At 36.4% G+C, this 24574-nt stretch carries 25 protein-coding genes and 1 riboswitch; of the genes, 12 read left to right on the plus strand and 13 right to left on the minus strand.

The window, feature by feature from the left end; genetic code table 11:
- Positions 1–199: 199 nt before the first annotated feature.
- The 3 genes from WQ54_RS00005 to WQ54_RS00015 form a co-directional block, all read right to left on the minus strand.
- Positions 200–658 (minus strand): MarR family winged helix-turn-helix transcriptional regulator, encoded by a 459-nt coding sequence (locus WQ54_RS00005; RefSeq protein ID WP_046510408.1) that lies wholly within the window; start codon positions 656–658, stop codon positions 200–202.
- Positions 659–1061: 403 nt separating this feature from the next.
- On the minus strand, positions 1062–1832 hold the full coding sequence (locus WQ54_RS00010; RefSeq protein ID WP_046510410.1) for a nucleotidyltransferase domain-containing protein: 771 nt from the start codon (positions 1830–1832) through the stop codon (positions 1062–1064).
- 253 nt (positions 1833–2085) lie between these two features.
- Entirely contained in the window at positions 2086–2283 is a 198-nt protein-coding gene (locus tag WQ54_RS00015; RefSeq protein WP_046510412.1) for a Fur-regulated basic protein FbpA, read from the minus strand.
- 170 nt (positions 2284–2453) lie between these two features.
- Between WQ54_RS00015 and WQ54_RS00020 the strand changes: the two genes are divergently transcribed.
- The 5 genes from WQ54_RS00020 (at position 2454) to thiC (ending at position 6794) form a co-directional block, all read left to right on the plus strand.
- Entirely contained in the window at positions 2454–2708 is a 255-nt protein-coding gene (locus tag WQ54_RS00020; RefSeq protein WP_046510414.1) for a hypothetical protein, read from the plus strand.
- Between the two features lie 209 nt (positions 2709–2917).
- Positions 2918–3256: a MerR family transcriptional regulator gene (locus WQ54_RS00025; RefSeq protein WP_046510415.1), complete on the plus strand. Its 339-nt coding sequence runs from the start codon at positions 2918–2920 to the stop codon at positions 3254–3256.
- 387 nt (positions 3257–3643) lie between these two features.
- A complete protein-coding gene (locus tag WQ54_RS00030; RefSeq protein WP_046510417.1) occupies positions 3644–3844 on the plus strand; it encodes an aspartyl-phosphate phosphatase Spo0E family protein in 201 nt (66 codons plus the stop codon).
- Between the two features lie 70 nt (positions 3845–3914).
- A complete protein-coding gene (locus WQ54_RS00035) occupies positions 3915–4595 on the plus strand; it encodes an MOSC domain-containing protein (RefSeq protein ID WP_046510419.1) in 681 nt (226 codons plus the stop codon).
- A 193-nt stretch (positions 4596–4788) separates the two neighbouring features.
- A riboswitch (TPP riboswitch) is annotated at positions 4789–4904 on the plus strand.
- 135 nt (positions 4905–5039) lie between these two features.
- The gene (gene thiC / locus WQ54_RS00040; RefSeq protein WP_046510420.1) at positions 5040–6794 is read left to right on the plus strand and encodes a phosphomethylpyrimidine synthase ThiC; all 1755 of its coding nucleotides are present in this window, start codon (positions 5040–5042) and stop codon (positions 6792–6794) included.
- Positions 6795–6898: 104 nt separating this feature from the next.
- Here thiC and WQ54_RS00045 read toward each other — a convergent pair whose 3' ends face one another.
- On the minus strand, positions 6899–7327 hold the full coding sequence (locus WQ54_RS00045; RefSeq protein WP_046510422.1) for a YmaF family protein: 429 nt from the start codon (positions 7325–7327) through the stop codon (positions 6899–6901).
- A 174-nt stretch (positions 7328–7501) separates the two neighbouring features.
- On the opposite strand from WQ54_RS00045, the gene WQ54_RS00050 reads away from it, so the two are divergent.
- Both WQ54_RS00050 and WQ54_RS00055 read left to right on the plus strand, forming a co-directional pair.
- A complete protein-coding gene (locus WQ54_RS00050) occupies positions 7502–8461 on the plus strand; it encodes a processed acidic surface protein (RefSeq protein WP_046510424.1) in 960 nt (319 codons plus the stop codon).
- 89 nt (positions 8462–8550) lie between these two features.
- Complete coding sequence (locus WQ54_RS00055) at positions 8551–9060, plus strand: class D sortase (protein WP_052737599.1); 510 nt, start codon at positions 8551–8553, stop codon at positions 9058–9060.
- Positions 9061–9238: 178 nt separating this feature from the next.
- Here the strand turns inward: WQ54_RS00055 and WQ54_RS00060 are convergent, their stop codons facing one another.
- Positions 9239–10879, minus strand: a complete 1641-nt coding sequence (locus WQ54_RS00060) for a thiamine pyrophosphate-binding protein (RefSeq protein ID WP_046510428.1) — start codon at positions 10877–10879, stop codon at positions 9239–9241.
- Between the two features lie 50 nt (positions 10880–10929).
- A complete protein-coding gene (locus WQ54_RS00065; protein ID WP_046510429.1) occupies positions 10930–13704 on the minus strand; it encodes an EAL domain-containing protein in 2775 nt (924 codons plus the stop codon).
- Positions 13705–14146: 442 nt separating this feature from the next.
- Here WQ54_RS00065 and WQ54_RS00070 point away from each other — a divergent pair, with 442 nt between their 5' ends.
- From WQ54_RS00070 to WQ54_RS33295, 4 genes are all read left to right on the plus strand, one after another.
- The gene (locus WQ54_RS00070) at positions 14147–14662 is read left to right on the plus strand and encodes a hypothetical protein (RefSeq protein WP_046510431.1); all 516 of its coding nucleotides are present in this window, start codon (positions 14147–14149) and stop codon (positions 14660–14662) included.
- A gap of 217 nt (positions 14663–14879) precedes the next feature.
- Positions 14880–15323 (plus strand): hypothetical protein, encoded by a 444-nt coding sequence (locus WQ54_RS00075; protein ID WP_046510433.1) that lies wholly within the window; start codon positions 14880–14882, stop codon positions 15321–15323.
- On the plus strand, positions 15311–15601 hold the full coding sequence (locus WQ54_RS00080; protein WP_046510435.1) for a YxcD family protein: 291 nt from the start codon (positions 15311–15313) through the stop codon (positions 15599–15601). Before WQ54_RS00075 ends, WQ54_RS00080 begins: the two co-directional genes overlap by 13 nt.
- A 301-nt stretch (positions 15602–15902) precedes the next feature.
- On the plus strand, positions 15903–16067 hold the full coding sequence (locus WQ54_RS33295; RefSeq protein WP_156177590.1) for a hypothetical protein: 165 nt from the start codon (positions 15903–15905) through the stop codon (positions 16065–16067).
- A gap of 180 nt (positions 16068–16247) precedes the next feature.
- Here WQ54_RS33295 and WQ54_RS00085 read toward each other — a convergent pair whose 3' ends face one another.
- Positions 16248–17291 (minus strand): M42 family metallopeptidase, encoded by a 1044-nt coding sequence (locus WQ54_RS00085; RefSeq protein ID WP_197089509.1) that lies wholly within the window; start codon positions 17289–17291, stop codon positions 16248–16250.
- Between the two features lie 146 nt (positions 17292–17437).
- Between WQ54_RS00085 and WQ54_RS00090 the strand changes: the two genes are divergently transcribed.
- Positions 17438–17659 carry a hypothetical protein gene (locus WQ54_RS00090; protein ID WP_046510436.1) on the plus strand — a complete coding sequence of 74 codons (222 nt, stop codon included), beginning with the start codon at positions 17438–17440 and terminating at the stop codon, positions 17657–17659.
- Between the two features lie 130 nt (positions 17660–17789).
- Here WQ54_RS00090 and WQ54_RS00095 read toward each other — a convergent pair whose 3' ends face one another.
- Genes WQ54_RS00095 through WQ54_RS00120 form a run of 6 tightly spaced genes read right to left on the minus strand, consistent with a single transcriptional unit; the run spans position 17790 to position 24510 of the window.
- A complete protein-coding gene (locus WQ54_RS00095) occupies positions 17790–18572 on the minus strand; it encodes a DeoR/GlpR family DNA-binding transcription regulator (RefSeq protein ID WP_046510438.1) in 783 nt (260 codons plus the stop codon).
- Positions 18573–18595: 23 nt separating this feature from the next.
- Positions 18596–19777 (minus strand): saccharopine dehydrogenase family protein, encoded by a 1182-nt coding sequence (locus WQ54_RS00100; protein WP_046510440.1) that lies wholly within the window; start codon positions 19775–19777, stop codon positions 18596–18598.
- Entirely contained in the window at positions 19774–20886 is a 1113-nt protein-coding gene (gene phnW, locus WQ54_RS00105; RefSeq protein ID WP_046510442.1) for a 2-aminoethylphosphonate--pyruvate transaminase, read from the minus strand. The genes WQ54_RS00100 and phnW overlap by 4 nt, the downstream gene beginning before the upstream one ends.
- Positions 20887–20904: 18 nt before the next feature.
- Positions 20905–21705: a phosphonoacetaldehyde hydrolase gene (gene phnX, locus WQ54_RS00110; RefSeq protein WP_046510445.1), complete on the minus strand. Its 801-nt coding sequence runs from the start codon at positions 21703–21705 to the stop codon at positions 20905–20907.
- 20 nt (positions 21706–21725) lie between these two features.
- Complete coding sequence (locus WQ54_RS00115) at positions 21726–23507, minus strand: putative 2-aminoethylphosphonate ABC transporter permease subunit (RefSeq protein WP_046510447.1); 1782 nt, start codon at positions 23505–23507, stop codon at positions 21726–21728.
- Positions 23485–24510, minus strand: a complete 1026-nt coding sequence (locus tag WQ54_RS00120) for a putative 2-aminoethylphosphonate ABC transporter ATP-binding protein (RefSeq protein WP_046510449.1) — start codon at positions 24508–24510, stop codon at positions 23485–23487. Before WQ54_RS00120 ends, WQ54_RS00115 begins: the two co-directional genes overlap by 23 nt.
- Positions 24511–24574: the final 64 nt, after the last annotated feature.

The raw sequence follows: 24574 nt of genomic DNA on the forward strand, positions 1-24574 counted from the left end.
GCCGCTCACTTCCTTCAGATTCCATGTCACCATAGACACCCTTGTGTTAGGCTAACTGTTACTTCTGTCTTCACAGTTCGGGACTTTCACCCTATAGATTACACCCATGCTGGGCGCACTTAAAGAGCCGTCTCAAAAAGAATTTTGAGACGGCTCCTCTTTATTAGAAAAGCATTCCCCTTCATACTTTTCTATGAATCTACCTAAATAACAAATGTTGACTATGAATACCCGCCTTTTTTAATAGCGCTTTCAATTCTTTTTGCTCTTCATCAGTCAGACCGGAAAATGCCCGGGCCATACGAATTGCGTGAATTGGATAGATCTCATCCATGTATGCTTGACCTTTTTCCGTTAGTTTTGCATAAACAGAACGTTTATCCTTTGGATCTTGTTCTCTGTAAATAAATTCGTTCTTCTCAAGCTTATCAATGACATATGTAACATTGCCGCTTACTAATAATAGCCTTGAACCAATTTGCTGCAGTTTTTGCGGTCCCCTTGTAAAAAGTAATTCTAATACAGCAAACTCTGTCGGGTTAAACCCATGTTCCTTACTATCACGTATAGAATGCTCTGAGACGCTTTTGAAAGCCCTTGCAAAAACTCGAAACAAATCTAACGCATTTTGTAATTCTTCTTCCGTGTATGATCTCATTCCATCGCCCTCTTGTATTCAAAATTATTCAAAGATAAACTTTTTGCCATTAAAACCATTAAATTTATTTAGTGCAAATTTTATTTTACTATGAATTTTAAAATATTTGAAGGTTTTTAACTATAATAATTTGAAAATAATAATAAAATGAGACTTTAATAAATGAGGATGGTTTCCACCCTCAAAGATGATTAGCGAAACTTATCTCGTTTAAACGCCACGACCTTATGTTTCGCCTGCATTGGATGACAACCCTTTACCAAGTGTTTCAAGCAGTCTTCCCCAATTATCTTTTTTGCTTTATTTGAATCTTGGAGCGGTGTTTAATTGCCAGTTTAGATTTTAGATAAAAGTTAGGATTGGATTGGGTCTCTTGCTGCAATCTTTAATAGTTATGCAGCCATTAGTAAAGCTTCATCCCCCATACTTCATACAAAGTATCTAAAAAAATTCCATTTAACAAAGCAGTCGAATTTTCAATGGTTTCATATAGATTTTTAGTATATTCATCTAAGCGGTTAATCTCACTTTCAAAAAATTCTTGAAGTAATGAAATATTAGTAACTTTCTTCTCCCCACTTCTTTTTTTAGTAAAGATTGATGCTATTTCTTCTTTTATAAGTTGCTCTAATGCAGTATTCTCAATAAGTTTGGCTAAATCCACAGGAGGAAATTCTTTATAAGTTTCGATCCACCTTGCTGCGAGCAACGGTCTAAGTATATTTATATAATATTTTACTTCATTGCTTACCATTTGTTTTTTAGTGTTTTTTTCAGCCATATGAAGATAGTGATATAAACATGCTTTCTGCGAGAAAATATTATGTGTATGTTTTCTTAATCTTTCAACGGTTGAGAAACCGTGCATGTACTGCAAAGGACTATATATATATTCTAAGAGGGATGGGTTCGATTTTCGATATAACTTTAGGCATTTTTGCAGATCCCACCCATTCACATCCAGAATTTCATTAACAGGTAATTCTATAACGTCCCTATGATGATCAATCTTTAAATACCAACATGGGCGATGAATATAAATAAAACGAACATCATAATCACTGTTCTCATCGGAGTACCCCCATGCCCTAGATCCTGCTTCACATGCATATACTATTTTAATATCTTTTTCTATTTCAATTTGCTTAAGAATCTCGAATATTTTTTTCTTCATAATAACCACCTGCTCTTTAAACACTCTTAATGGCTATTCTTCCCTCTTATTAAGTTTTTATTTTTCCCGGCAGAAACTCAGCATCTCAATTAACAGCTGCTAAAATTCTGAACTAAACGGCATAGCCAAAATCACCTAAACATTATGATTAAAAGGACAAAATCCATTTGATTTTGCCCTTAAGCTATTACCTGTATTTTACCAATTACCCGCTTGTAAAGGAAGCATTTACTAATAGCAGACTCCTCCAAAGTTAAATTGCATTTCTGCTAGATGTTGCTTTTTTTCGTGTTACTTTGGGGACATTATGATAAAAATAATTATATTCATTCTTTAATTCAGTTAAAGTCATGTTCGTCAATACTTGGACATCATATACACCGATTGCAAGTAATTTTTGAGAGTAATATTTTCTTTGCTCATCCAGAGCATTTTGCAACATTCTGCTCATGGCGTTCAACTCCATTTATTATTTTCTACCTCTAACTTACCTTATAATTGTTAGCGAAGAGTTAACTTAATGTTAAGATTTTCTTTCGAGTTATTAAGTTTGTTTGAAGTTGTTTAAACAATTGAAAAAATGTCGACACTAGTTTTTAACTTTTAAAGGAGTTGAAACTAGTGAATATAAGAGTAGTAGCCAAAAAGGATCACGGTAAGGCGACAAAGATTTATTTTTTAAATTTAACAGAGCCTAAGCATCAGCAATTATACATGGCTATTATGGATGATTCAGTCATGAACATTCTAACCGTATACAACCTAAAATCAAATATGTTCGAAGATGTAACATGTTTATTTTCACAATCTTTCTTACTCAGCCTTTCCCACCAGCTTTTGAACCAACTAAGAAGTCCTCAAGCAAAAGCATTATAATTTTTTTCTTTCACATAATTAATAATTTGAAATATTCTCAATTTTTTGTTGTTATTTCTCCACCTTTATTATATATTTTAAATGTAAAGAAACCTAACATATTCCTTACATCTGATAAATCATGTTAGATTTCCTGACAAAAATAAGGCAAAATCTCACATATAAAGTTACACTTGAAGCAATAAGTTTCTTGAACAAGGGGTGGAAGAATGAATCAGCAAGACCGCTCTTATAAGGATAAGAAGGTAATATCAATTGGGACAGTTAGCGAATTAACCGGGCTCACCTTGAGACAAATACGTTATTATGAGGAACGGAAATTAATTGCTCCGTATCGGAATGACCGAGGTACAAGAAAATACTCATTTAACGATATTGAGACATTAATGGATATTGCTAATAAGCGCGAGGATGGTGTTCAAACGACTGAAATATTAAAGGAAATGAGGTTAAAAGAAAAACAGCGTGAAAGCGAGGCAGATGTAAAGAAAAAAATGCTTCAAGGTCAATTAAATGCTCAGTTCAGATTTGGCAAAGGCAGAAATTAATGTAATGCTGCAGCATCCCTCTCCTCTTTTGTGCTGCAGTGTTCACCCTTTCCTCACAAAGTTCTCCGAGAAATAGGTCTTCACTTACTAAATTTCAGAAAAAATAAGCTTATCAATAGTTTCATAAGAATATTGTAAAAGTTTTGCGAGCCCATTATCACATTTAAATTTTTAATTAAACTTGTTTAAACACAAAGTTTATTAAAACGTTTCACCACAAAATATATCATCTCTCCGTTTACCCAAACACAAAATATAGTATTTTTTACTCAATTTTTTATAAAAATCAGAAAAAAACATCCTAAATACTTTACAATAGGAAAAAATATCCGATAATAGAAGTACTAGGACTTTTCCACCTAGTAAAGCCTAATGCGAGGTGGTTTTATGGAATCAATTGATGCAGTTATCGAAGAATATCGAAAAAGAATGTTTATCATCGCAAAAGAAAATGGGATAGACTCGCATCCAACATTAATTGCAAGCCAAAACCTAGATCAGCTATTAAATATAAAAATGAGTGAAGATCAAAAAAACGTATTTGAAAAAAATATTAGTATGATTAAATACACCTATGATATTGATTAAATAGGGTCTGACTCACAACTTATTTGGGACTGACCCTTTGTTTTGAACCATTGGAATTGGATGTGAAGAAATGAAGAATGAAATCATCTGGTTAAGTAAAGGAAAACCAAAAACCTTATTTCATAAAGGAAGAGAATATCGATCAGGTATCTCAAAAGACCAAGTTGAATGCTTTAAATGTAATTTTGAGCGTGTTTCTGGTGATGATGTAGAAAACCACGAATTTCACGGCGGAGCTGATCGAGTTGTATGTTTATATCCTTATGAACACTACAAATATTGGGAAAGCACCTACCAAACAACATTACGAAAAGCAGCTTTTGGTGAGAATCTTACCGCCAAAGGGATGCTGGAAGCTAATGTTTGTATTGGTGATGTGTATCAAATCGGTGATGCCGTTTTACAGGTTGCACAGGGCCGGTTTCCGTGTGCAACAATCAACAAACATACTAACATTAACACAATTCTAAATAAAATGATCGAAATGGGCTTTACGGGCTATTTTTTTCGTGTGCTTAAAGAAGGGACTATCACTGTCCAATCTGACATAAAACTGCTTGAAAAGCATCCTAAGCAAGTGTCGATCGCACACATTCACCATACATATTTTCATAAACAGGATCTCTCGCAAATTGAAACAATTCTCTCTATAAATGAATTGTCACTTGAATGGAAAAAACGCTTAATAAAGCTATATAATCAATTACTTTCAAAACAAGCATCAAAAGAGCAAACGACTTGGTCAGACTAGAGCATATAGATGTTCATGATAGAAAGTGTTTCCTCGGTTCAGCATGTCGAATCGTTTATCCACATTAAAAGAATTTTATAATTTCCTTCACAATTGAACTAGTCCAAAATAATCAAATCGAATTCAGAATAAAATAATGATTGACTAGTTTTTACATTATGATATAGTTAAAACTGATTTTAATAGTATTACCAATTTCTACTAGGGGAGTCCAATAGCCTGGACTGAGAGAGGAACGCGTTTGAAGTTCCTTGACCCTTTGAACCTGATCTGGATGATACCAGCGTAGGGAAGTAGTAACAGTTGATAAGGAGTTCTTCTCATATAAACACCTTACAATTATTACCTTCATTAATCGGGTTCTGATATTCAGAGCCCGTTTTTTATTTGCCTTCAGCTGTGATCTGAAAGAATTCTTGTTCATTTATCTAGAGGAGGAGAATTATGAAGATTAACATCAAACAACCATTTCCAGGAAGTAAAAAGGTTTATGTCCAAGGAAGCACAACAGATATCCAAGTACCCGTTAGAGAAATTTCTCAAGGAATAACAAAGAATTCATATGGTGAAGAGTCAAATCCCCCAATCAAAGTGTATGATACCAGCGGTCCCTATACGGATGAGAATGCCGAAATCGATATTCGAAAAGGCCTGCAAAGAGTCAGAGAAAACTGGATTTTGGCACGCAACGATGTTGAAGGCTATGCAGGGCGTACCGTTAAGCCAGAGGATAACGGTTATAAAACCGTAAGCAAACAATCCGATATCGAGGTATTTCCATCACAAGGTATTAAGCCATTAAAAGCAAAGGATGGAAAAAGAGTGACCCAGCTACACTATGCACGCGGCGGAATCATCACTCCAGAAATGGAGTTTATTGCGATAAGAGAACAGATGGATGCTGAATTTGTCCGCCAGGAGGTAGCTGCAGGACGAGCGATTATCCCTGCAAATATCAACCACCCGGAAAGCGAACCAATGATCATCGGCAAGAACTTCCATGTGAAAATCAACGCCAATATTGGAAATTCTGCTGTATCCTCATCAATTGAAGAAGAAGTAGAAAAAATGACTTGGGCAACACGATGGGGAGCAGATACAATAATGGACTTATCGACTGGTAAGGACATTCACACAACGAGGGAATGGATCATCCGTAACTCCCCTGTTCCTGTTGGTACTGTTCCAATTTATCAAGCTTTAGAAAAGGTCAATGGCATAGCCGAAGATTTAACATGGGAAGTTTATCGCGATACATTGATCGAACAGGCTGAACAGGGTGTGGATTATTTTACGATTCATGCTGGTGTTCTGCTCAGATATATCCCGCTGACTGCTAAGCGGACAACAGGAATTGTTTCACGAGGCGGATCAATTTTGGCGCAATGGTGCCTCGCCCATCACCAAGAAAATTTCTTATACACACATTTTCATGAAATCTGCGAAATTCTTGCAAAATATGATATTTCCATTTCTTTGGGAGATGGTTTACGACCTGGTTCTATAGCAGATGCTAATGACGAAGCACAATTCAGCGAGCTTGAAACGTTAGGTGAACTAACAGAGATTGCTTGGAAATATGATGTACAGGTCATGATTGAAGGACCCGGCCATGTCCCAATGCATTTAATTAAAGAAAATGTTGAAAAACAACAAGAAATTTGTAAAAACGCTCCATTCTATACATTAGGGCCATTAACAACTGATATCGCTCCAGGCTATGACCATATTACATCTGCGATCGGCGCTGCTATGATTGGCTGGTTTGGCACAGCAATGCTTTGCTATGTTACACCAAAAGAACATCTAGGTTTGCCAAACAAAGAGGATGTACGCGAAGGAGTTATCGCCTATAAAATTGCAGCACACGCTGCTGATTTGGCAAAAGGTCATCCAGGAGCACAAACTCGAGATGACGCTCTGTCAAAAGCACGCTTTGAGTTTAGATGGCATGACCAATTCAATCTTTCACTGGATCCTGAAAGAGCAAGAGAATACCATGACGAAACATTGCCTGCAGAGGGAGCAAAAACCGCTCACTTCTGCTCAATGTGCGGTCCAAAATTTTGTTCGATGAGAATCTCACAAGACATTAGACAAATGTCATTTGAAGAGAATTTCTCAGAAGAAGAAATTAATAAGGGTATGAGAGTAAAGTCTCAGGAGTTTGTCGAAGGCGGCTCTGCCATTTATCGATAACAATGATAGATAAACTTATACTATTCTATTTTGAGCTGAACCATATTTTTTAATCGGAAGCGACTAATTAATCATACAAAAAATTCTATAAAAGCAGTGCGATGTTATTTAAATCCACTGCTTTTATTCATGGTAGATTTACCGTTCACAAAAGGATCCTCCCCTACAATATCAGAAGTTTTCCCGCTAAACCGATGATTATGTTTCGGATAAAGTGCATCCATTTCCTCTTGCTCTCCTAAAGTAATTTTTAGCGGTTCATCGAGGTTTACATACGTCTCCCCTTCAAACACATGGTAATGACTGCCATCAGGCAGTGGAATTGCAGGTCCTGTTTTCCCATAAAAACGATGAAAATGCTTGTTGTCATATGATGTAACTCCTCTGAACAGATGAAAATGCCGATCAAAGCTATTACCATTTACAGATCTTGTAAAACTGTTAATTATGTGAAAATGATTATGACTAACAGATGTTTTTGCGACAATTAGATGGGCATGATGAGGTTTTACGGCACCTATAATAAATCCCATTCAAATCCCTCCATTAAACAAAAATTAGGAATAATTTCTTATTATGCCGGAAACAAACAATTGGAAAGTTGTCTGCTTAAAGGTCTTTTTTCAAGCAAAATCCTCTGAATAAAAAGGAAATAACCACAAATAATACCAACATGATCAATAACTTACAAACCTGGAGGAAAACACATGAAAAAAGGTATCTTTTTAAGTCTTATCTTATTCTTTGTCATGAATCAGTCTGCCTTTGCAGCACCTCCTCAAAATGAGGTGGACCAAGTGCTTGCTGAACTAGGTTGGACAAATGAAGATTTAACGGAATATCTTGACTACTATGAGCTAACAATCGATGATTTTGAAACGATTGATGATCTTAAAAGTATGTTAGGTACACCTATTAACGACGAAAATTTAGCCGAGCTGCTTGCCCAATACGAAATTACAAGAGCAGACCTAGATCAGTTATTAGCAGAGTTTGGCGAGAATCTTGAAGATTATTATTTCATTGAAGACCTTGATATTGCCCTAAGCTTTTATTTAGGTCATGATGAAGAAATGGCTGACCTTGAAGAGTTTTTGGCATTAATCGGTTTAACTGAGGCAGAAATGGATTCCCTTTTTACTCATTTTATGAATCTTGATGAAAAACAACTAGAGCAGGAAATGGAAAATATCATCACTCGATTGGATCCTTTCTTGATGATTGAAGATACAACAAAGTTAACAGAAGCACAGCAGGATGAGCTTATTTCCGTTTTACAAGACATGATGAATATTTTACAACTTGATCCTCGCTTTTATTTGGTAGATAGAAATGGAGTCGAAACAGCAGTTACCTTTAAAGAACTAATGGGTATGGAAGAATTATATGGGAATGAGTTATTGGTTCAGCTTTATAATACAAATGGCGAATTGCTTTTAGATATGCAGCTATCTGAAGATATGCTAACCTCTGATTTTATCGTGAATTCAGGTATCGAATTTGCTGAGGTTGGAGATTTAGCAGGTGAACTTACGACACAGCTCCATAATCGTTTACCTGACACAGCATCATCTCTATGGACAAACATGCTTTATGGTCTAATAGCGATTGGATTAGGTTTTATCGGACTCCATTTCTCGAGAAAATTCTACAGGTTAAGTAATTGATAAGACGCACTTTACCTTACCTCTCCATTATTGTTCTATTGTTCGGCTTAAGCTTATTTAGTTACCATGCTTATTGGATATGGATAGGGATGCGCTCGACCAATGATATTACAATTGAGAAATCCTATATTGCCTCTCCAAAAAATGGGGATCCTTTTCTGCCTGTTGCCGCTCCTATGCCAGAGGAAGGAGAAACAATCGGAACCCTCTCCATCCCAAAACTTAAGCAAAATTTTGCGATCTTTCACGGCGATAATGAAACCATTTTAAGAAAAGGGATTGGCCATGTTAAAGGCACAGCATTGCCTGGAGAAGAAAGCAACTCTGTATTAGCCGGACATAGAGATACCTTTTTCCGTAAATTGGAGCAATTAGAACAAGGCGATAAAGTGATCGTTCATAGATCTGGAACAAATTATCTTTACAAAATCAAAAAAATACGAATCGTTGATAAAGATGATAGAACCGTCATTGTTCCTAAACCAAGGAGCACTTTAACATTAACAACCTGCTATCCTTTTAGTTTCATCGGTCCTGCGCCACAGCGCTACATCATTGAGGCAGAGCTTATCACAAAGCCACAAAAAGGCACCAGTTAAAGGTATAGTAAGAATAATTAATGTTTCCTAGGAAAAAAGGTTCCCTCAAAAATAAAAAGGCCAGACCCCTCTAACACAATATATATAAGATTTAATAGAGTAAGAAATCAAATATAATAGTGTTTATGTAGGGGTCAGACCTTGACAGCCTCAAGAAAGTGACCTCATAGTAAATTTATTATTTCCCAAATGACGAAAGAAATTTTACTCTGTCTCCCATTGGCGGTATGTTTTGATCGACCAACTCAACCTCTAAAACAGCTGGTCCGCCATCTGCACGAAGATATTCAATAAGAAGCGGATTAATATCCTCTAATTGTTGGATTCGAGCGGATCGAATACCAAGTGACTCTGCCATAGCAGAAATATTAACAGGTTGCTGTTCAAAGCAAGCATGCGAGCGTTGATATTGGAGGTTATGCCCATGATAGACCATTCCCAAACGGGCATTATTCATCACAACAAATATGATCGGAAGCTGATACTCTTTTGCCGTCAATATTTCCATTCCGTGCATAAAAAAGCACCCATCCCCTGTAATACATATCACATCACGTTCGGGCTCAGCAAGCTTACTTCCTATTGCAGAACCTATTCCCGTTCCCATGGCACCAAAATGAACATTGATATCAAATGTATGAGGGGCTTTTACTTTCATATAATGGATGACATAGGACATAAACTCGCCAATATCTACAGTGTATCGCGTTGTGTCAGGCAGCAGAGTTTGCAAAGCACTTAAAACATTTTGTGTATTAAACTCCTTCTTTTCCTCATCATCAATAAAAGTCTCTACTTTTGGAAAATAAAGATGTCTATCTGTCACCCTTTTTTTCACTTCAGCAATAAGAGCCTTTATACTAAGACCTGCATCCCCAAAAATCGGGAGATCTACCTGGTACTTTCGGTTAAATACAGACTGATCAATGTCCACTTGAATAGAATAACGATTTTTTGTCAGATTAATATTCCAATTATTTGTTGCCGTTTCACCAAGACTTGAACCAATGACAAGCAGCGTTTCTCCGTGACCCTCATTAATTAATCTTGATGCTTGCTCATGACCCGCAAAGCCAAATACTCCCTTAAATAATGGATGTTCATCCCTGATTAGCCCTTTTGCTTGCGGGGTTGTCACTATCGGCATATTTACTAACTCTGCTAATTCAATCACTTCATCAACTGCTTCCCTTGCTCCTTGTCCGATAAAGATGATTCCATCCTTTTGGTTGATGAGTTGATCCGCCGCTTTAAGTATTGCAGTTAAATCAGGCTCATGTTTCGTTACATTTGGAAACGCCGGAATTTCTGCATCTTCAATCAAATCAAGCTGAATATTAATAGGAATGGCAACATGAACAGGTCCCGGTATCCCGCTTAATGCAATCTCCACTGCTTTCACAATCGTTTCCAGCAACTCTGCAGATTTTTCTACAGTTGCACTGTATTTGGTGACAGTCTCATAAATTGGTTGGGCATTAAGCTCCTGTGATGCATTAAGGCCTTTTGTTTGAACTGGAACAGCACCCGTTATAAATAAGATTGGTAAATGCTCACGCATGGCATTTGCAGCACCTGTAACTAAGTTCGTACCGCCAGGGCCGCTGCAACCAATACAAACACTTAATGATTTTGAATACTTTGCATAGGAAGCCGCCATATATGAAGCGGCACCCTCATGTTTTGTCACTACCGGTGTAATTTCCGGCATATCATATAGTTCATCAAAAAGGGCATTTACAGAACCTGCCGGAATCCCAAAGACATATTTCACTCCGCCACTTTTCAAATAATTCAGTACTGCACGTATTGCTTTCACTATTAACGCCTCCTGTTTATTAGATTGAATCTCGCATCTATATAAACCTATTAAAAATAGTTTGCTACTAAATCATCAGGCTTAATTGGGCGTGAATAATAATACCCCTGTATACGGTAGCAGTTATTTGAAGATAAGAATTCAATTTGTTCGATCGTCTCTACGCCTTCTGCAATGACATGGAGATTTAAATTATGGGCAAGCGTAATAATGGTATTGGTGATCGCAGCATTTTTAGGGTCGTGGCAAACTTCATTGATGAACGAACGATCAATCTTCAGGGTGTTTATCGGGAAATTTTTCAAATAACCTAAAGAGGAATAGCCTGTACCAAAATCATCTATCGATATTTTAATCCCTAAATCTTTTAATCTTGACATTTTATGAAGGGTCTCTTCCGTATTTTGGATGATTAAATTTTCAGTTAGCTCTAATTCTAAATATTGAGGTGATAACTCCGTCTCTTCAATGACCTCTTTTACCATATTGACAAAATTAGGTTTGTTAAATTGTTGGGCTGAAACATTTACTGAAACTTTAATATCAGGATATCCTTGTAATTGCCATTCTTTTATTTGCTTGCAAGCATTTCTAAGCACCCATTCACCAATTGGAACAATTAACCCTGTTTCCTCTGCAAGAGGAATAAATTCCCCTGGCGAAATCATCCCCTTTGTACGATGATCCCAACGGAGCAGCGCCTCAACACCAAAAATCTGATTATTCTTTATATCATACTGGGGCTGATAATAAATTTGCAGTTCATTTAAATCCAATGCTTTATATAAGGAATTTTCAAGTTTTACATGTTCAAGTGAACGATGATCCATTGCGGATGTGTAAAATTGATAGTCATTTCCTGCTAATTCCTTCGCTTTATACATAGCAGTGTCAGCTTTTTTAATTAAATCCTCCGCATCTTCACCATCTTGGGGATACATGCTAATCCCGATACTGGTTTTTACAAAGACTTCATTCCCTTTTAAATCAAACGGATCTTCAAACGCAGCAATGACTCGTTCCGAAAAAGTCCTCACTTCATTCTCACATCTGACAATTGGTAGAATAATTGTAAATTCATCTCCACCTTGACGAGAAACGGTACATCCTTTATATGCACATTCATTTAAACGTTCAGCAACCTTTTGAAGCAGAAGATCTCCATAACTATGTCCTAAGGTGTCATTAATTGTTTTAAAACGATCCAAATCAAGAAATAAAACCGCCAGCTGTTCCCTATGGAGCTGCGCATAAGCCAAGCCTTGATTTAAACGGTCATGTAATAAAAGGCGATTAGGTAAATTTGTTAAACTATCATAATAAGCATGGTAGTTTATTTTTTCTTCCATCTGTTTTCGTACGGTGATATCTTTAAAGGTAACGACATAACCAATTATTTGATTCTTCTCATTAATTGAAGTAATCGCATACTCAGCCGGAAATTCTGTTCCGTCCTTACGAATAAAAGTTTCATCCGTATAAATGGTATTTTTTTCTGGGCCTTTAAGAAAGGAAGCCTGATGAAAATTTTCAAAAGAATAAAAGGATCTGTAAGATTTACCGATTAAGTCTTCCGATATATAACCTAAAATCGTTTTAGCTGCAGGATTGCAGAATGTGATATTCCCTTCCATATCCAACCCAACAATGCCATCACCAGCAGAGTTTAAAATTAACTCTTTTTCACGACTTAAGCGTTGCAATTCACCTATCACATCCTCAAGCTCCTGATTTTTCTCAGTTAGCTCCATCGTCCGTTCCTTTATGATTAGCTCCTGTTTTTCCATATAAACGATATTTGATAATACTGCTGCAGTCGCTTCTACAATTGATTGCGCCAATTGGATATCAGCATGTGGATATATATGATTTTTTTTATCTAAATTAACAATGGCTAAAAGACCTAATATCTCTCCCATCGTAACAATAGGAAGCATAAGCACCCCTTTAATCCCAAACGTTCGACAAGCCTTATGATTCGGACGAGGATCTGAACTTACATCTGGAATTAACACAGCCTGTTTCGTTCTAATCACTTCTTGAAACAAGCGATCTGTCGTTTGATCAATTCTAATGATGCTATGTGTCTTCTTCCAGGCTTCTTCCGTCCAATCACTTTCCTTGCTTAAGCTTACAGGCTTTAACAGTTTACCAGCAACCGGATCTAATAAATGCGCTCCAATGTTTGTATTCTTTAATACCCTGCCAACATAATAGAAGCATTTATCAAGAACCTCATTCATGGTTGAGCATAAGGAAAGTTCTCTTGTAACATCTAATAATAATTGTTTTTCTGAGATTAGATTCTCTTTTCTCGTTAAATTTTTCGTATTACGAATGGCAACAGCAGCCATATTTACATATGCTTCTACTGATTGAATTTCAGCTTTTGTTAAATTCATACGAAAACCGTGATTAAATAGAAAGACAAGACCATATACCTCATCTTCATAATTAATCGGTAAAACGAATAAAGAATTAATTTTAAATGCCTTTATAGGACCTGGGTCTGGCCTGGGATCTTTTGAGGTATCAGGAATATAAATGCTTTCTTTTGTTTCAAGAACCTCTTTAGCTAATAAGTCAGTTTCCGGATTTATGACCATCATGTTAAGAGTCATTCCATTTATAACATCCGGTTTGCCTACATAACCACGATATGTTCCATCTCCTTGCGGCAAATAAATCCCTACGGAATCACAGCGAAATATTTCATCAGAAATGGCAGTCACAACGTGTTCTAACACTTCTTGTAACTCTAATTTTGTATTTATAAGCTTAGTAGTTTGGGCAAGACGAGAATATCTCGTGTGTTCTTCAATCATTCCTTCCCCTCCAACAGTACGTGAACTTTCTCCAAAAAGATTTTAATAGGCTTCCAATCCTTCTTTTTCCAAGCAACCGACAAAATCATACAATTTTCCTTAAAATAAGCATATTATATAAGAACCAATAAAAAAAAGGTCCTAAGGACCAAATTTTATTTTTGGTATAGGTTAATAGCCGTATATCTTAAGGGATATTTTTCCTAAAGATGGCAAAACAATAAATTACTCAATTGATATTTTGAAACAAATTGAAAAAAATAACATATCCTGTATAATATTAGACTGTTTGCTGCAAAATTCACCAGCTATGAAAAAGTCATAAATAATTGGCTGTCATGTTGATATAAAGGATCCGAACCAGTTACATAAAAGCAGGAGCCTATTGCGAAAATCAACAACAAGTATAGCAATGTGAAAAAATAGAAGAATGGAGTTTATTATGTTTTATCAATTACTTGAAAAAGATTCACGCAGCTCTGGGGAAATAAAGAAGGAGTTAGAAGAATTAGAATTCCAGGTATTTCGCCTGCAAGATAATCTAAAAGAAATTGCCAAAAAGAGCAAGGTATTAGGTGTTGACCATACTAAAGACGATAAACTAGTTATTGTCTATACACCAGAAGACAGCCAATCTTGTAAAATCATGTTAAGTGATTGCGAAAGCTCCTACAATGGGCAATGGGATTTTTCCATCCAAGCAACCTATACTGAAGACAAAACGATTCATATTGGTGATATTAAAGGTCCAGCGGATAAAGGCTATGGTTCCATTTGCATGGATTACCTAAAGGAGCTTGCAGTCGAACAAAATATTCCTGAGATTACAGGTGACATTGCAGAAAGAGATTGGGACCATGTAGAGCGTCTCGTGCATTTCTATGAAAAGCAAGATTTTGAAGTAGATATCGATTATCAGGATAAATCTGGTGAGATAAAATGGATATGTAACAGATAATAAATGGATCATTTTGAATTAGTTCCGTCTTCAACTTATTCAAAATGATCTATTTTTTATAGCCCAATAAACTTCCCTGTTATCTCTCTAATCATAATAGTGCTATAATCAACCATGAGTATTACTAAAAGTTTTAAAAAATAGCAGATTTTTTGAAACCTTTTTCTCTGCTTTACGTATTACATGATGACATAGAATATTAGGAGGAATTTGCACCATGTTCAAAAAACTATTTTCAGCACTGCTTGTACTTACTTTGCTTTTCACACCTATCAGCGGCTTTTTAATCGGTGATCAGGTGACTACTGTAAGTGCAAAAGGCTATAAATCTGGTAAAAAATCTTTTAATTCAAATTCAAATACGACCAATAGTCCTTCCCTTTTTAAAAAGGAAGATTCCCAACAAAAATCATCTACAGCCACAAAAAGCAGTACAACCACTAAACCTAAGGCTGGAAGCATTATGAAAGGTTTATTTTTAGGTGGACTAGCTGGTTTATTACTTGGCGGATTGCTTAGCAATTTAGGTATTTTAGGTTCAATTATCGGCTTATTTATCAATATCTTTGCTATTGTTGCTGTTATTTTTATCATTCGCAAACTGTATACTTTTTTCAAAAATAAACGCAAGCATAAGGATGAAACAGTATGGGGAAAATAAAAATAACTGAGCAGGACATTGTAAACGCACTTTGTTTACACATTGCTCACAAAAGACAAATCACACCTCAGGAAATAGAAATCGAATTAATGTATGATGATGATTACGGATTTTCCGCTGAAGCCTATGTGAATGACCGCAAACAAATTCTCATTACAGCAAATATCATCGAAGCGATACGCTTTTGGCTTGATACTGTAATGAAAATTGATCCTTTTTCTGCAGCACTCGAACTTGTTCTTGATGATGAAGAAGGCGTTATTGCTTACGTAAAATAAAAGTGTTGGCGAACAAAAACTCTGGGCGCCTTGCTCGACCTAGGACAAAGAAGACGTTTTAGAATCGAAAAGGAGTTCATTGCCTTCAATTCCAAATTGGCAATACCACCTAGAGGCCCGAGATGCTGGCAGTCAAAAAATGCGAAGTTTTCGCCCTGACTTCACTTGCACATCTACATTTACAAAACTAAACAAAGGGTCAGTCCACATAAACACAATATGCAGGATTCTAATCCATATATTCGTGTTTTAAGAGAGGACAGACCCTTTGTTGTTTATAATGATAAGAAAGGAGAAAAAAATGCGTTCACCAAAATTATTTTTTATCGGCTCAATTTTTACGGATATTGTTCTTATCGTCTATCTTTTCACGATTTCAGATAACATTGGCTTTCCTCTTGTTTTACTCTTGTCACTCCTGCTTTTGGGAGGTACATTTTTAACCTACAAACTTGTCAATCGATGATAAGAAATGCGCTTAGGTGCTAAGCATTTTGCGACAAGCATAATCATAAACTAGGCTGTTCTTATCTCTTAACTGTACTTGCACCTCCTCTGCTTATGCTTGTGGCACCAAGAACTAACCAAAACCAAGTAAATATTTATTCTTACTTAGTTGTTCAAAGGGGTTGCCTCGCCTCACCTCTTACCAAGTCATTTCCGATTGTACATAGTAATACAGTAGTCTTGCAGTATTCTCTAATGAGGAGGCATGGGTACGCTCAAATGCATGTGATGAATCTATACCTGGCCCGATTAGTCCGTGGACAATATCATTTCCGGCACGAATGGCTGCTGAAGCATCTGATCCATAATACGGGTAGATGTCTATTTTATAGTCGATATTGTTTTCTTGTGCAATTTGTACTAATTTTTTTCGCAACCCATAATGATATGGTCCACTTGCATCCTTTGCACATATGGATACTGTGTATTCATCAGTTGCTTGCCCATCCCCAATCGCTCCCATATCTACCGCTAAATATTCAACCGTTTCGGGAGGAATATTTGAATTTCCCCCATAACCAATTTCTTCATTATTTGAAATAAGGAAATGGGTCGTATAAGGCAGGGTAACTTTTTCCGTAGAAATACGTTTAATAAGCTGCATCAATAGCGCGACACTTGCTTTATCATCTAAATGGCGAGATTTTATAAATCCACTTGGTGTAACTTCAACTCTCGGGTAGAACGAAATAAATTCCCCGACCTCAATTCCAAGCTGACGCACATCCTCTGCATTATGTACTTTTTCATCAATTCTTACTTCAATATTTTTTTGATTACGCTCAAGCTTTCCTGATTCTTTATACACATGGACTGATGTTTGATGCATCAGAATTGTACCAGTATAGATTTTGCCGCTTGCAGTTTCTATTTGACAATATTCACCTTCAATTGAGTTATAATTAAAGCCTCCTATTAGATCAATCATCAATCTGCCTGTTGTTTTAATATCTTTCACGATTGCTCCTAATGTATCCACATGTGCCGTCAGCATTCTGTGCTGACTTTTATCATGACCAGGAATCGTAACGATTAAGCCTCCTTTTTTGTTTCGTTTCATCTCAAATTGAAAATGACTCATAAAGTTTTCAACAAACGTGATCACCTGGTTCGTATTGCCTGAGGGACTTGGTATTTCGACAAGCTCCTTTATTAGCTGGATTGTTTCAATCATCTTTGTCATGAAAAAACTCCTCCCTTAATAAAAACATGACTATCTATAGTGTACCAAATTCTTAGTTATCCTCCTAAATAATCCTAAAAAAATGGATAAATTATGAAAATCAGGGAAATTTAAAGATGCATATTTCTAAATGGAGGATAGCTAGCATGGAACTATACGATAATATGGAGTTTAAACTAAAAGGAAGCTTTATTCCAAATATCAGTAATTCAGATAAGCTAAAAATTTTAGAAGTGACCGGAAAAAGTGTTGTAATCCAGATGAACAACTCTAAAAGGAGAGGTGTCTTTCCTTTGGACAGCTTTCAATACTGGATTAAAAGAAACTCATTAATTCATATTGATGAGAACGAGAAAAGAACTTCCTAAGTAACACAAAGGGACTGTTTCAAAGTTTTAGACAGTCCCTTTCCTATTGTTTTAAGCAGAACAGGTTCGTTTATTTCTAATCTTGACAAGAGACTAAACCCAACTAATGGAAAGCAAAATATTCAATACATCACTCACAGTAGATCCACTTGTCGACAGAAATTCCTTCTATAGTCCATTCTTCTGGCATTGGCACATCACTCAATATATAATCAATCTCGTGTATACTAGCAAGACGATAACTCGCTTTTATACCAAGCTTTGAATGGTCCAGTAACAAAAAGCTCTTCGTTGCGTTTTCCAGGTAGATTTGCGAAAGAACCGTTTTTTCCATATTATAGCTCATAACGCCTTTCTTTGGCAGTAGTCCATCAGCAGATAAAAATACTTTATCAGGAAAAAATTCTTTCGCCATTTTTTCAGATAATGAGCTCGAGGACCGATAATGATCAAATTGGACTTTTCCTCCAATGAAAATTAGCTCGCCATTAAACAATTGCCTGTTCGCATGTGAGATTAATAAAGAAGAAACAGGGAATGAATTGGTAATGACAGTTATTCCATTTTTCTCACAAAGTCCATTAACCATTTGGTAGGTGGTAGTTCCTTCGTCAATTACAATGACATCACCGTCTTCTATAAACGATAATGCTGTATGTGCAATCCGCTTTTTTTCTTCAACACGCAGTATTTCTCGTTCATATAACGATGGCTCTTCATTTGCTTTTGCAATTTTCACGGCACCGCCATATACCTTTTTCAGTTTCTTCTCTGATTCCAGTTCTTCTAAGTAACGGCGGATGGTTTCTGTTGAAACTTCAAATTGATCGGCAAGATCAGCAACCTTTACTTTTTCATTTTCTTCAAGCAAACCAAGAATGATCCTTTTTCTTTCCTCAGCTAATAAAGACATGACTGTCCCCCTAATAACAAAAATTAAACTGCAGCGGGTTCCTGTAACATATCAATTTTTTCATGTACAAGTATACCACGTTTTTTTAGCTCCTTAAAAAAGCTTTCAGGCTCAATAAAGGCTTCTTCTGGAATAACGATACCGGTTTTCTCCACTTTGTGGTTCGCAATCATATCTGTGGCAATTGCAAATGGTATCGCTACATTTCTGGTATAAGCACGCAAGCCTTCCCATCCTTCTACAGAGCCATCTGATCTAGGATGGGTATGGGTGAGAACATGCTTCATTTTTTGACCATTTTTTTCACCAATGACTTCAATGTGAAGAGCATAGCCATAGAGCTCTGTTTCTGAGCCTTCTTTTGATTCATATAAATACTGTGAAATACAATCCATAATCCCTACTTCAGAACCATTAATCGTAATTTTTTCATTACGTAAAATCCCATATTCATATAATGCTCTTACTAGCCTCATATTTTGTTCTGGCCATGTACCGCGCACTTCAATTAAACGGACACCTTTATGTTGTAAGGCCTTAGCCAAGGTTTTAGTCTCAGCATGGGGAATAATATATTGAACTCCTTTTCCATAAGGCTCTGGCAGCTCAATTTCTCTTGGTCTTGCAAAAGGAGGCACTTGAACAAACTTTCCATTTTCAAATACAATCCTCCCTGGCAAATCAGGGTCATATTCATAGGTCGTCGTTTCTGTTATTGATTTCGAAAAAGCAATTGGACGGTAGGAGCCGTGACTGACTCTTACACTTTTAACTGAATCGAGTTGATTCGCTGCATGCATGGCCATAAGCTGTGTTAAGCCCGGAGTCATACCAAAGCCTGGCAAACATGTTTTTCTATTTTTTTTAAATGTTTCGTGGTAAGCATCCTCCTCACCAAACCCATTTAAATTGATGCCATGGCAGCCCGCTTCAGCAATACATGCGGTTGTTTTGCGATTTAAGGTAATTGTTGTTCCATCCATAACAATGTCATAGCCCTTCATTTTTTCAACAGTATCATGATGGTCATGAACATTAACTTTGACAAAGTTTACTCTGCTGTCATTGAGACACTCCACAACTTTGCGGCCTTCTTCTTCATTGTAGTCTGCAACTGTAATTTTTTCAAAGTTTGAAAACTTTACTAAATCTAATACCGCCTCCCTTGCAATTTTCCCTGCACCTCCTAAACAAAATACCTTCATTTTATTGACTCTCCTTTTAACTTTTCTATTTTATTAATTGATTTGATCAAGCGCTTGATATCGTTTTTATCCACTTCACCAATCGTTCCAATCCGAAATGTCATAACTTCTGATACCTTTCCAGGGTAAATAACAAACCCTTCCTTTTTGAGGTGCTGATAAAAAGGATTAAACTCAAAATCATCATTTGGATATAAAAAGGATGTAATGATTGGAGATTGATATTCTTGCATAACGAATGATGTAAAACCACACTCTCTCATTCCTTCAGCTAAGATTGTCTGATTTTCACTATACCGTTTATTCCTTGCTTTCACTCCGCCCTCTTCTTCTAATTCGATAAGAGCTTGGTAAAAGGCTCTTACCACATGGGTAGGTGATGTAAATCTCCACTTCCCATTTGTCTCCTCCATTGTTTTCCATTGATCATACAAATCTAGTGATAAGGAGTGGGAAATCCCTTCACATTTTTCAAGTTCTTCTGTTTTGGCAATGACGAATCCAAAACCAGGAACTCCTTGGATACATTTATTAGCACTGCTGATTAAGAAATCAATTTTCCATTCATGTACATCCAATTCAATTCCGCCAAAACTGCTCATTGCATCGACAATTGTTTTTTTGTTATATATTTTTGCTAATTTACACACGGCTTCAACTGGATTTAGAATACCTGTCGTTGTTTCACAATGAACAACAACCACATGTGTAATTGTTGGGTCTGTTTGTAAGTACCGTTCGATTTCATAAAGGTTTGTCGGTTCGTTCTCCTTTGTTCGGCTTATCACCGTCTTAATTCCGAGAATATCTGCCATTTGCGCAATTCGGTTTCCATATGCACCATTTGTAGCAACAAGCAGCTTTGAATGTTCGCGCGGAATAACAGACCCGATAACCGACTCAACTGTGAACGTTCCACTTCCTTGCATTAAAACGGACGTATATTCGTGGCGTTGATGTGTCGCAAGGTTTACCAAATGTTGCCGTATTTTTTGAACTAAAAGCATATATTCATGATCCCATGTGCACCAATCTTTTCTCATTGCTTCCCTTACAGACTCAGATGTGCTTAATGGACCTGGTGTTAATAATAAGTATGGATTTTTCATAACTGGACCTCCATATGGTTAAACAAGAACTTCTTGTTCGCTCTCTTCTATTTTTTCGATTAATTCAGGCAGCTCATTGATTGAATCTATAACAAAATGGGCCCCTGCTTCAGACAATTTTGTTCTAGCTGTTTCCATTTTTTCTGCCAAAAGTTGCGGATCAATTGAAAGAACCTCTTCTTCTGTTAGTCCAAGAGTACTGCTGCCTAACACAACTCCAATTGTCCACATACCCGCATTTCGGCCTTCTTGCATATCTGTCGTTGTATCCCCAACTTTTACGAGCTTTTTCATAGGAAATATCCCTAATTCCATTGCACAGTAATAGCACATCCAAGGATAAGGTCTTCCCTCTTTAACAAGATCAGATGTGACGATTACATCAGGAGAATAACCCTTCTCTTTCGCATTTTTTGCAACAATCTCGATCATTTCTGCTGTGTAACCAGTTGTTGAACCGATTTTTAGACCTTTGCTGCGTAATTGATCAATAACTTGTAATACTCCAGGTATAGGAGTAGTAAAAGTTTCTAAGCTTTCAAAAAGCTTTTCCTCGAATTTTGGATACATATCAAGAACATCCTCATCTGTTGGCGCTGCCCCATGTACCTTTTCCCATTCCTGTCTTACTCGAGGCATTTTCATAATTGCCCGAATATGTTCGATTTTTAATAATCCCATTGGTTTTCTCGCTTCGTCTAATGTAATCTTGACACCTTTGTCCTCAAATACTTTGAGAAAAACATGTAAGGGAGCAAAACAACCATAATCAACTGTCGTCCCTGCCCAATCAAAAATAATACCTTCAATTTTATTCATTTCACTCATCCTTTCCGGTCTTAAGCCGCTTCCTGATACTTGCGATTTTTCGAATTTGATTTCATTCTTTTTACAGCTATTTCATACAAGACTCTAACTAAAATATTTGTTAAAACAATCAAAACACTCATTGCTGCGGCCGATGCCAAATTTCCGGCATCATCCATATTTACGATTGAAATAGCGGCGAGCTTAAAGTCTGCTGTGTATAAAAATACAACAGCTGAAATTGTCACCATTGAATTAACAAAGTAATACATTCCCATTTCCAGTATTGCAGGAATACACATCGGAACTGTTACTCTAAAAAAGGTTTTATAAAATGGGACACCCATTGATTCTGATACTAGCTCAAACTCTTTATCCAACTTTTTTAAAGCAGTTGTTGCTGTAACAAAGGCAACAGAGTAGAAATGCAAAATGTTCGCGATCACGATAATCGCAATTGAACCATATAAGAAGTGCAATGGATTCCCAATTGTCATGCCAAATATTGAAAATTCAGGTTTACTAAAGAAAAAGATATAGCTTATCCCAATAACTAATCCTGGCAGTGCTAACGGAATGATAGAAAAAAGGTTTCCAACTTTTCTTAAACTTTGATGTTTTCTTGATTTTTCGATTACATAAGCAAAAATAAAGGTAATAATCGTTCCAAATACTGCTGTTAAAGCCGATGCAATTAAACTATTCTTAAACGCTATTAATCCATCTCCTGACAAACTGGTAAAAGTGAAGTGGTCAAGTGTAAAGCTTAAGTTATATGGCCACATTTTTGTACAAGCCGCGATCACGACTGCCAGAAACATCAGCAAGAAAAATCCTGAGATGATCATGCAATAAAAGAAGGCAAATCGATCTCTTAATTTGTTTTTTACTATTTTATATGGAATTGATTTTGCTGATAAATAGGATGACTGTTTTTGCTGTGTTAGTTGATCAACTAGAAAAGCAAGCAATGCTGGCAGCATTAAAAGAACGCCTACAGCAGCACCCATTGATAGGTTTTGCTGACCTACCACTTGCTTATAAATATCTGTTGCAAGCACATTGTACTGTCCGCCTACTACTTTAGGTGCTCCATAATCCGTAAAGCTTAAAGTGAAAACAATAAACATAGAGCTAATCAGCCCATATTTTGCACTTGGTAAAGTGATGGTTAGAAATTGCTTACCTTTTTTTGTCCCAAGAGAATCAGCAGCTTCATATAGACGATAATCTGTTTGTTGCAGTGTGATGAACAAAATTAGAAAGGCTTGCGGAAAGGTATAAATCACTTCTGCGATAATAATGCCTGTTGCACCATATAACTCAATATCTATGCCTGGTAAGTAGCCAAAGAATCCATTAGTAATAATTCCTTGATTACCAAACAAGTACATTAATGCAATTCCATGCATCATAGTTGGTGCAAACAAAGGTAATAGTGCAGAATACCTGAAAATTGTTTTCCCTGCTATTTCAGTTCTAGTTAGCGAATACGCATAAAAAAAGGCTAAGCTTACTGAAATGATCATCGTCATTAATGAGATAAATAAAGTGTTCTGCAATGATGTAACAAGTGAAGCAGTTTGAAAATAGGCAATAAAATTTTGCAGTCCGACAAACTTCCCCTGATGATCAAAGACTGTCTGTGAAAATAGTGCACTTAACGGTAAAACTAGTAATGCTATGAAGGTTAACAATATAAGGATGATCAAAAATGTTTGCAGTCTCTCGTTTAAACTATCTTTTTGCTTTAGCCTTCTTCTTAACACAGTAGCTGAGGTTAAATCCATTTTATATAACCACCTGTTCTTCATAGGTTAATAAATGGGGCTCAGGGAATTGTATGTATACATTTGCATCTTTCGTAAGTCTATATTCACTAATAATTGCCGCCGAAACATCAGCTTTTATAATTTGATTATTCAAAGAGGATAAACTGTCTTCCACGCTCAACTGAAGGCGATAGATCGACCCTCTAAATTCGAGGTTTTCGATTCGTGCATTTACTCCTTCAGTATGTGAAAGCTGAATATGTTCTGGCCGAATCCCAACAATCCTGTTTTTTCCGGACATTTGTTTTTCAGGCTTCCACATATTTATAGATCCGATAAAATCTGCTACAAATGGATGGCACGGCTGATTATAAATTTCCTGCGGGCTGCCTACTTGCATAACTTTTGAATTGTTCATAACAACGATTTTATCTGCCATCGTTAATGCTTCCTCTTGATCATGAGTAACCATTATCGTGGTAATGCCGATTTTTTCTTGAATTGAACGAATTTCATAACGCAGCTTGTCTCTTACTTTTGCATCCAGTGCAGACAAAGGCTCATCTAAAAGCAGAAACTTTGGTGACAAAGCAATTGCTCTTGCCAACGCAACGCGCTGTTGTTGTCCTCCTGATAATTGTGCCGGATACTTATCTTGTATATGCAATAAGTCAACCATCTCAAGTGCTTCTCTCACTCTATCTTGCCTTTCTTTTTTCTTTATTTTTCTATTTTTCAAGCCATACTCAACATTCTGATATGCAGTTAAGTTTGGAAATAAAGCATACGATTGAAAGACAATTCCAAAGTCCCGTTTTGCTGGAGGTAAACTTGTTAAGTCCTTACCTTCCAGTCGAATTAACCCATTGCTAGGTGTTTCTAATCCAGCAATAATTCTTAACAAGGTCGTTTTTCCACAACCGCTTGGACCTAACAAGCAAACAAATTCATTTTTATTAATTGTAAAACTAATATTATCAAGTGCTTTAAATGAGCTGAATTCTTTTGAAATGTGACTTATTTCTAAAAATGGTTGTTGTTTCATGAGGACACTCCTCCTTAAAATTTAATGAAAAATGCATATATAGTAAGCGTCAATGTAAGAACTG

Origin of the sequence: Bacillus sp. SA1-12, assembly GCF_000981385.1 — a bacterium.
Classification (GTDB): domain Bacteria; phylum Bacillota; class Bacilli; order Bacillales; family Bacillaceae; genus Metabacillus.

Bases quoted from the DNA above. Each gene is read 5' to 3' on its own strand.
- WQ54_RS00005 (WP_046510408.1), bottom strand. From the start codon at position 658: ATGAGATCATACACGGAAGAAGAATTACAAAATGCGTTAGATTTGTTT.
- WQ54_RS00010 (WP_046510410.1), bottom strand. From the start codon at position 1,832: ATGAAGAAAAAAATATTCGAGATTCTTAAGCAAATTGAAATAGAAAAA.
- WQ54_RS00015 (WP_046510412.1), bottom strand. From the start codon at position 2,283: ATGAGCAGAATGTTGCAAAATGCTCTGGATGAGCAAAGAAAATATTAC.
- WQ54_RS00025 (WP_046510415.1), top strand. From the start codon at position 2,918: ATGAATCAGCAAGACCGCTCTTATAAGGATAAGAAGGTAATATCAATT.
- WQ54_RS00030 (WP_046510417.1), top strand. From the start codon at position 3,644: ATGGAATCAATTGATGCAGTTATCGAAGAATATCGAAAAAGAATGTTT.
- WQ54_RS00035 (WP_046510419.1), top strand. From the start codon at position 3,915: ATGAAGAATGAAATCATCTGGTTAAGTAAAGGAAAACCAAAAACCTTA.
- thiC (WP_046510420.1), top strand. From the start codon at position 5,040: ATGAAGATTAACATCAAACAACCATTTCCAGGAAGTAAAAAGGTTTAT.
- WQ54_RS00045 (WP_046510422.1), bottom strand. From the start codon at position 7,327: ATGGGATTTATTATAGGTGCCGTAAAACCTCATCATGCCCATCTAATT.
- WQ54_RS00050 (WP_046510424.1), top strand. From the start codon at position 7,502: ATGAAAAAAGGTATCTTTTTAAGTCTTATCTTATTCTTTGTCATGAAT.
- WQ54_RS00055 (WP_052737599.1), top strand. From the start codon at position 8,551: ATGCGCTCGACCAATGATATTACAATTGAGAAATCCTATATTGCCTCT.
- WQ54_RS00065 (WP_046510429.1), bottom strand. From the start codon at position 13,704: ATGATTGAAGAACACACGAGATATTCTCGTCTTGCCCAAACTACTAAG.
- WQ54_RS00070 (WP_046510431.1), top strand. From the start codon at position 14,147: ATGTTTTATCAATTACTTGAAAAAGATTCACGCAGCTCTGGGGAAATA.
- WQ54_RS00075 (WP_046510433.1), top strand. From the start codon at position 14,880: ATGTTCAAAAAACTATTTTCAGCACTGCTTGTACTTACTTTGCTTTTC.
- WQ54_RS00080 (WP_046510435.1), top strand. From the start codon at position 15,311: ATGGGGAAAATAAAAATAACTGAGCAGGACATTGTAAACGCACTTTGT.
- WQ54_RS33295 (WP_156177590.1), top strand. From the start codon at position 15,903: ATGCGTTCACCAAAATTATTTTTTATCGGCTCAATTTTTACGGATATT.
- WQ54_RS00085 (WP_197089509.1), bottom strand. From the start codon at position 17,291: ATGACAAAGATGATTGAAACAATCCAGCTAATAAAGGAGCTTGTCGAA.
- WQ54_RS00090 (WP_046510436.1), top strand. From the start codon at position 17,438: ATGGAACTATACGATAATATGGAGTTTAAACTAAAAGGAAGCTTTATT.
- WQ54_RS00095 (WP_046510438.1), bottom strand. From the start codon at position 18,572: ATGTCTTTATTAGCTGAGGAAAGAAAAAGGATCATTCTTGGTTTGCTT.
- WQ54_RS00100 (WP_046510440.1), bottom strand. From the start codon at position 19,777: ATGAAGGTATTTTGTTTAGGAGGTGCAGGGAAAATTGCAAGGGAGGCG.
- phnW (WP_046510442.1), bottom strand. From the start codon at position 20,886: ATGAAAAATCCATACTTATTATTAACACCAGGTCCATTAAGCACATCT.
- phnX (WP_046510445.1), bottom strand. From the start codon at position 21,705: ATGAATAAAATTGAAGGTATTATTTTTGATTGGGCAGGGACGACAGTT.
- WQ54_RS00115 (WP_046510447.1), bottom strand. From the start codon at position 23,507: ATGAAGAACAGGTGGTTATATAAAATGGATTTAACCTCAGCTACTGTG.
- WQ54_RS00120 (WP_046510449.1), bottom strand. From the start codon at position 24,510: ATGAAACAACAACCATTTTTAGAAATAAGTCACATTTCAAAAGAATTC.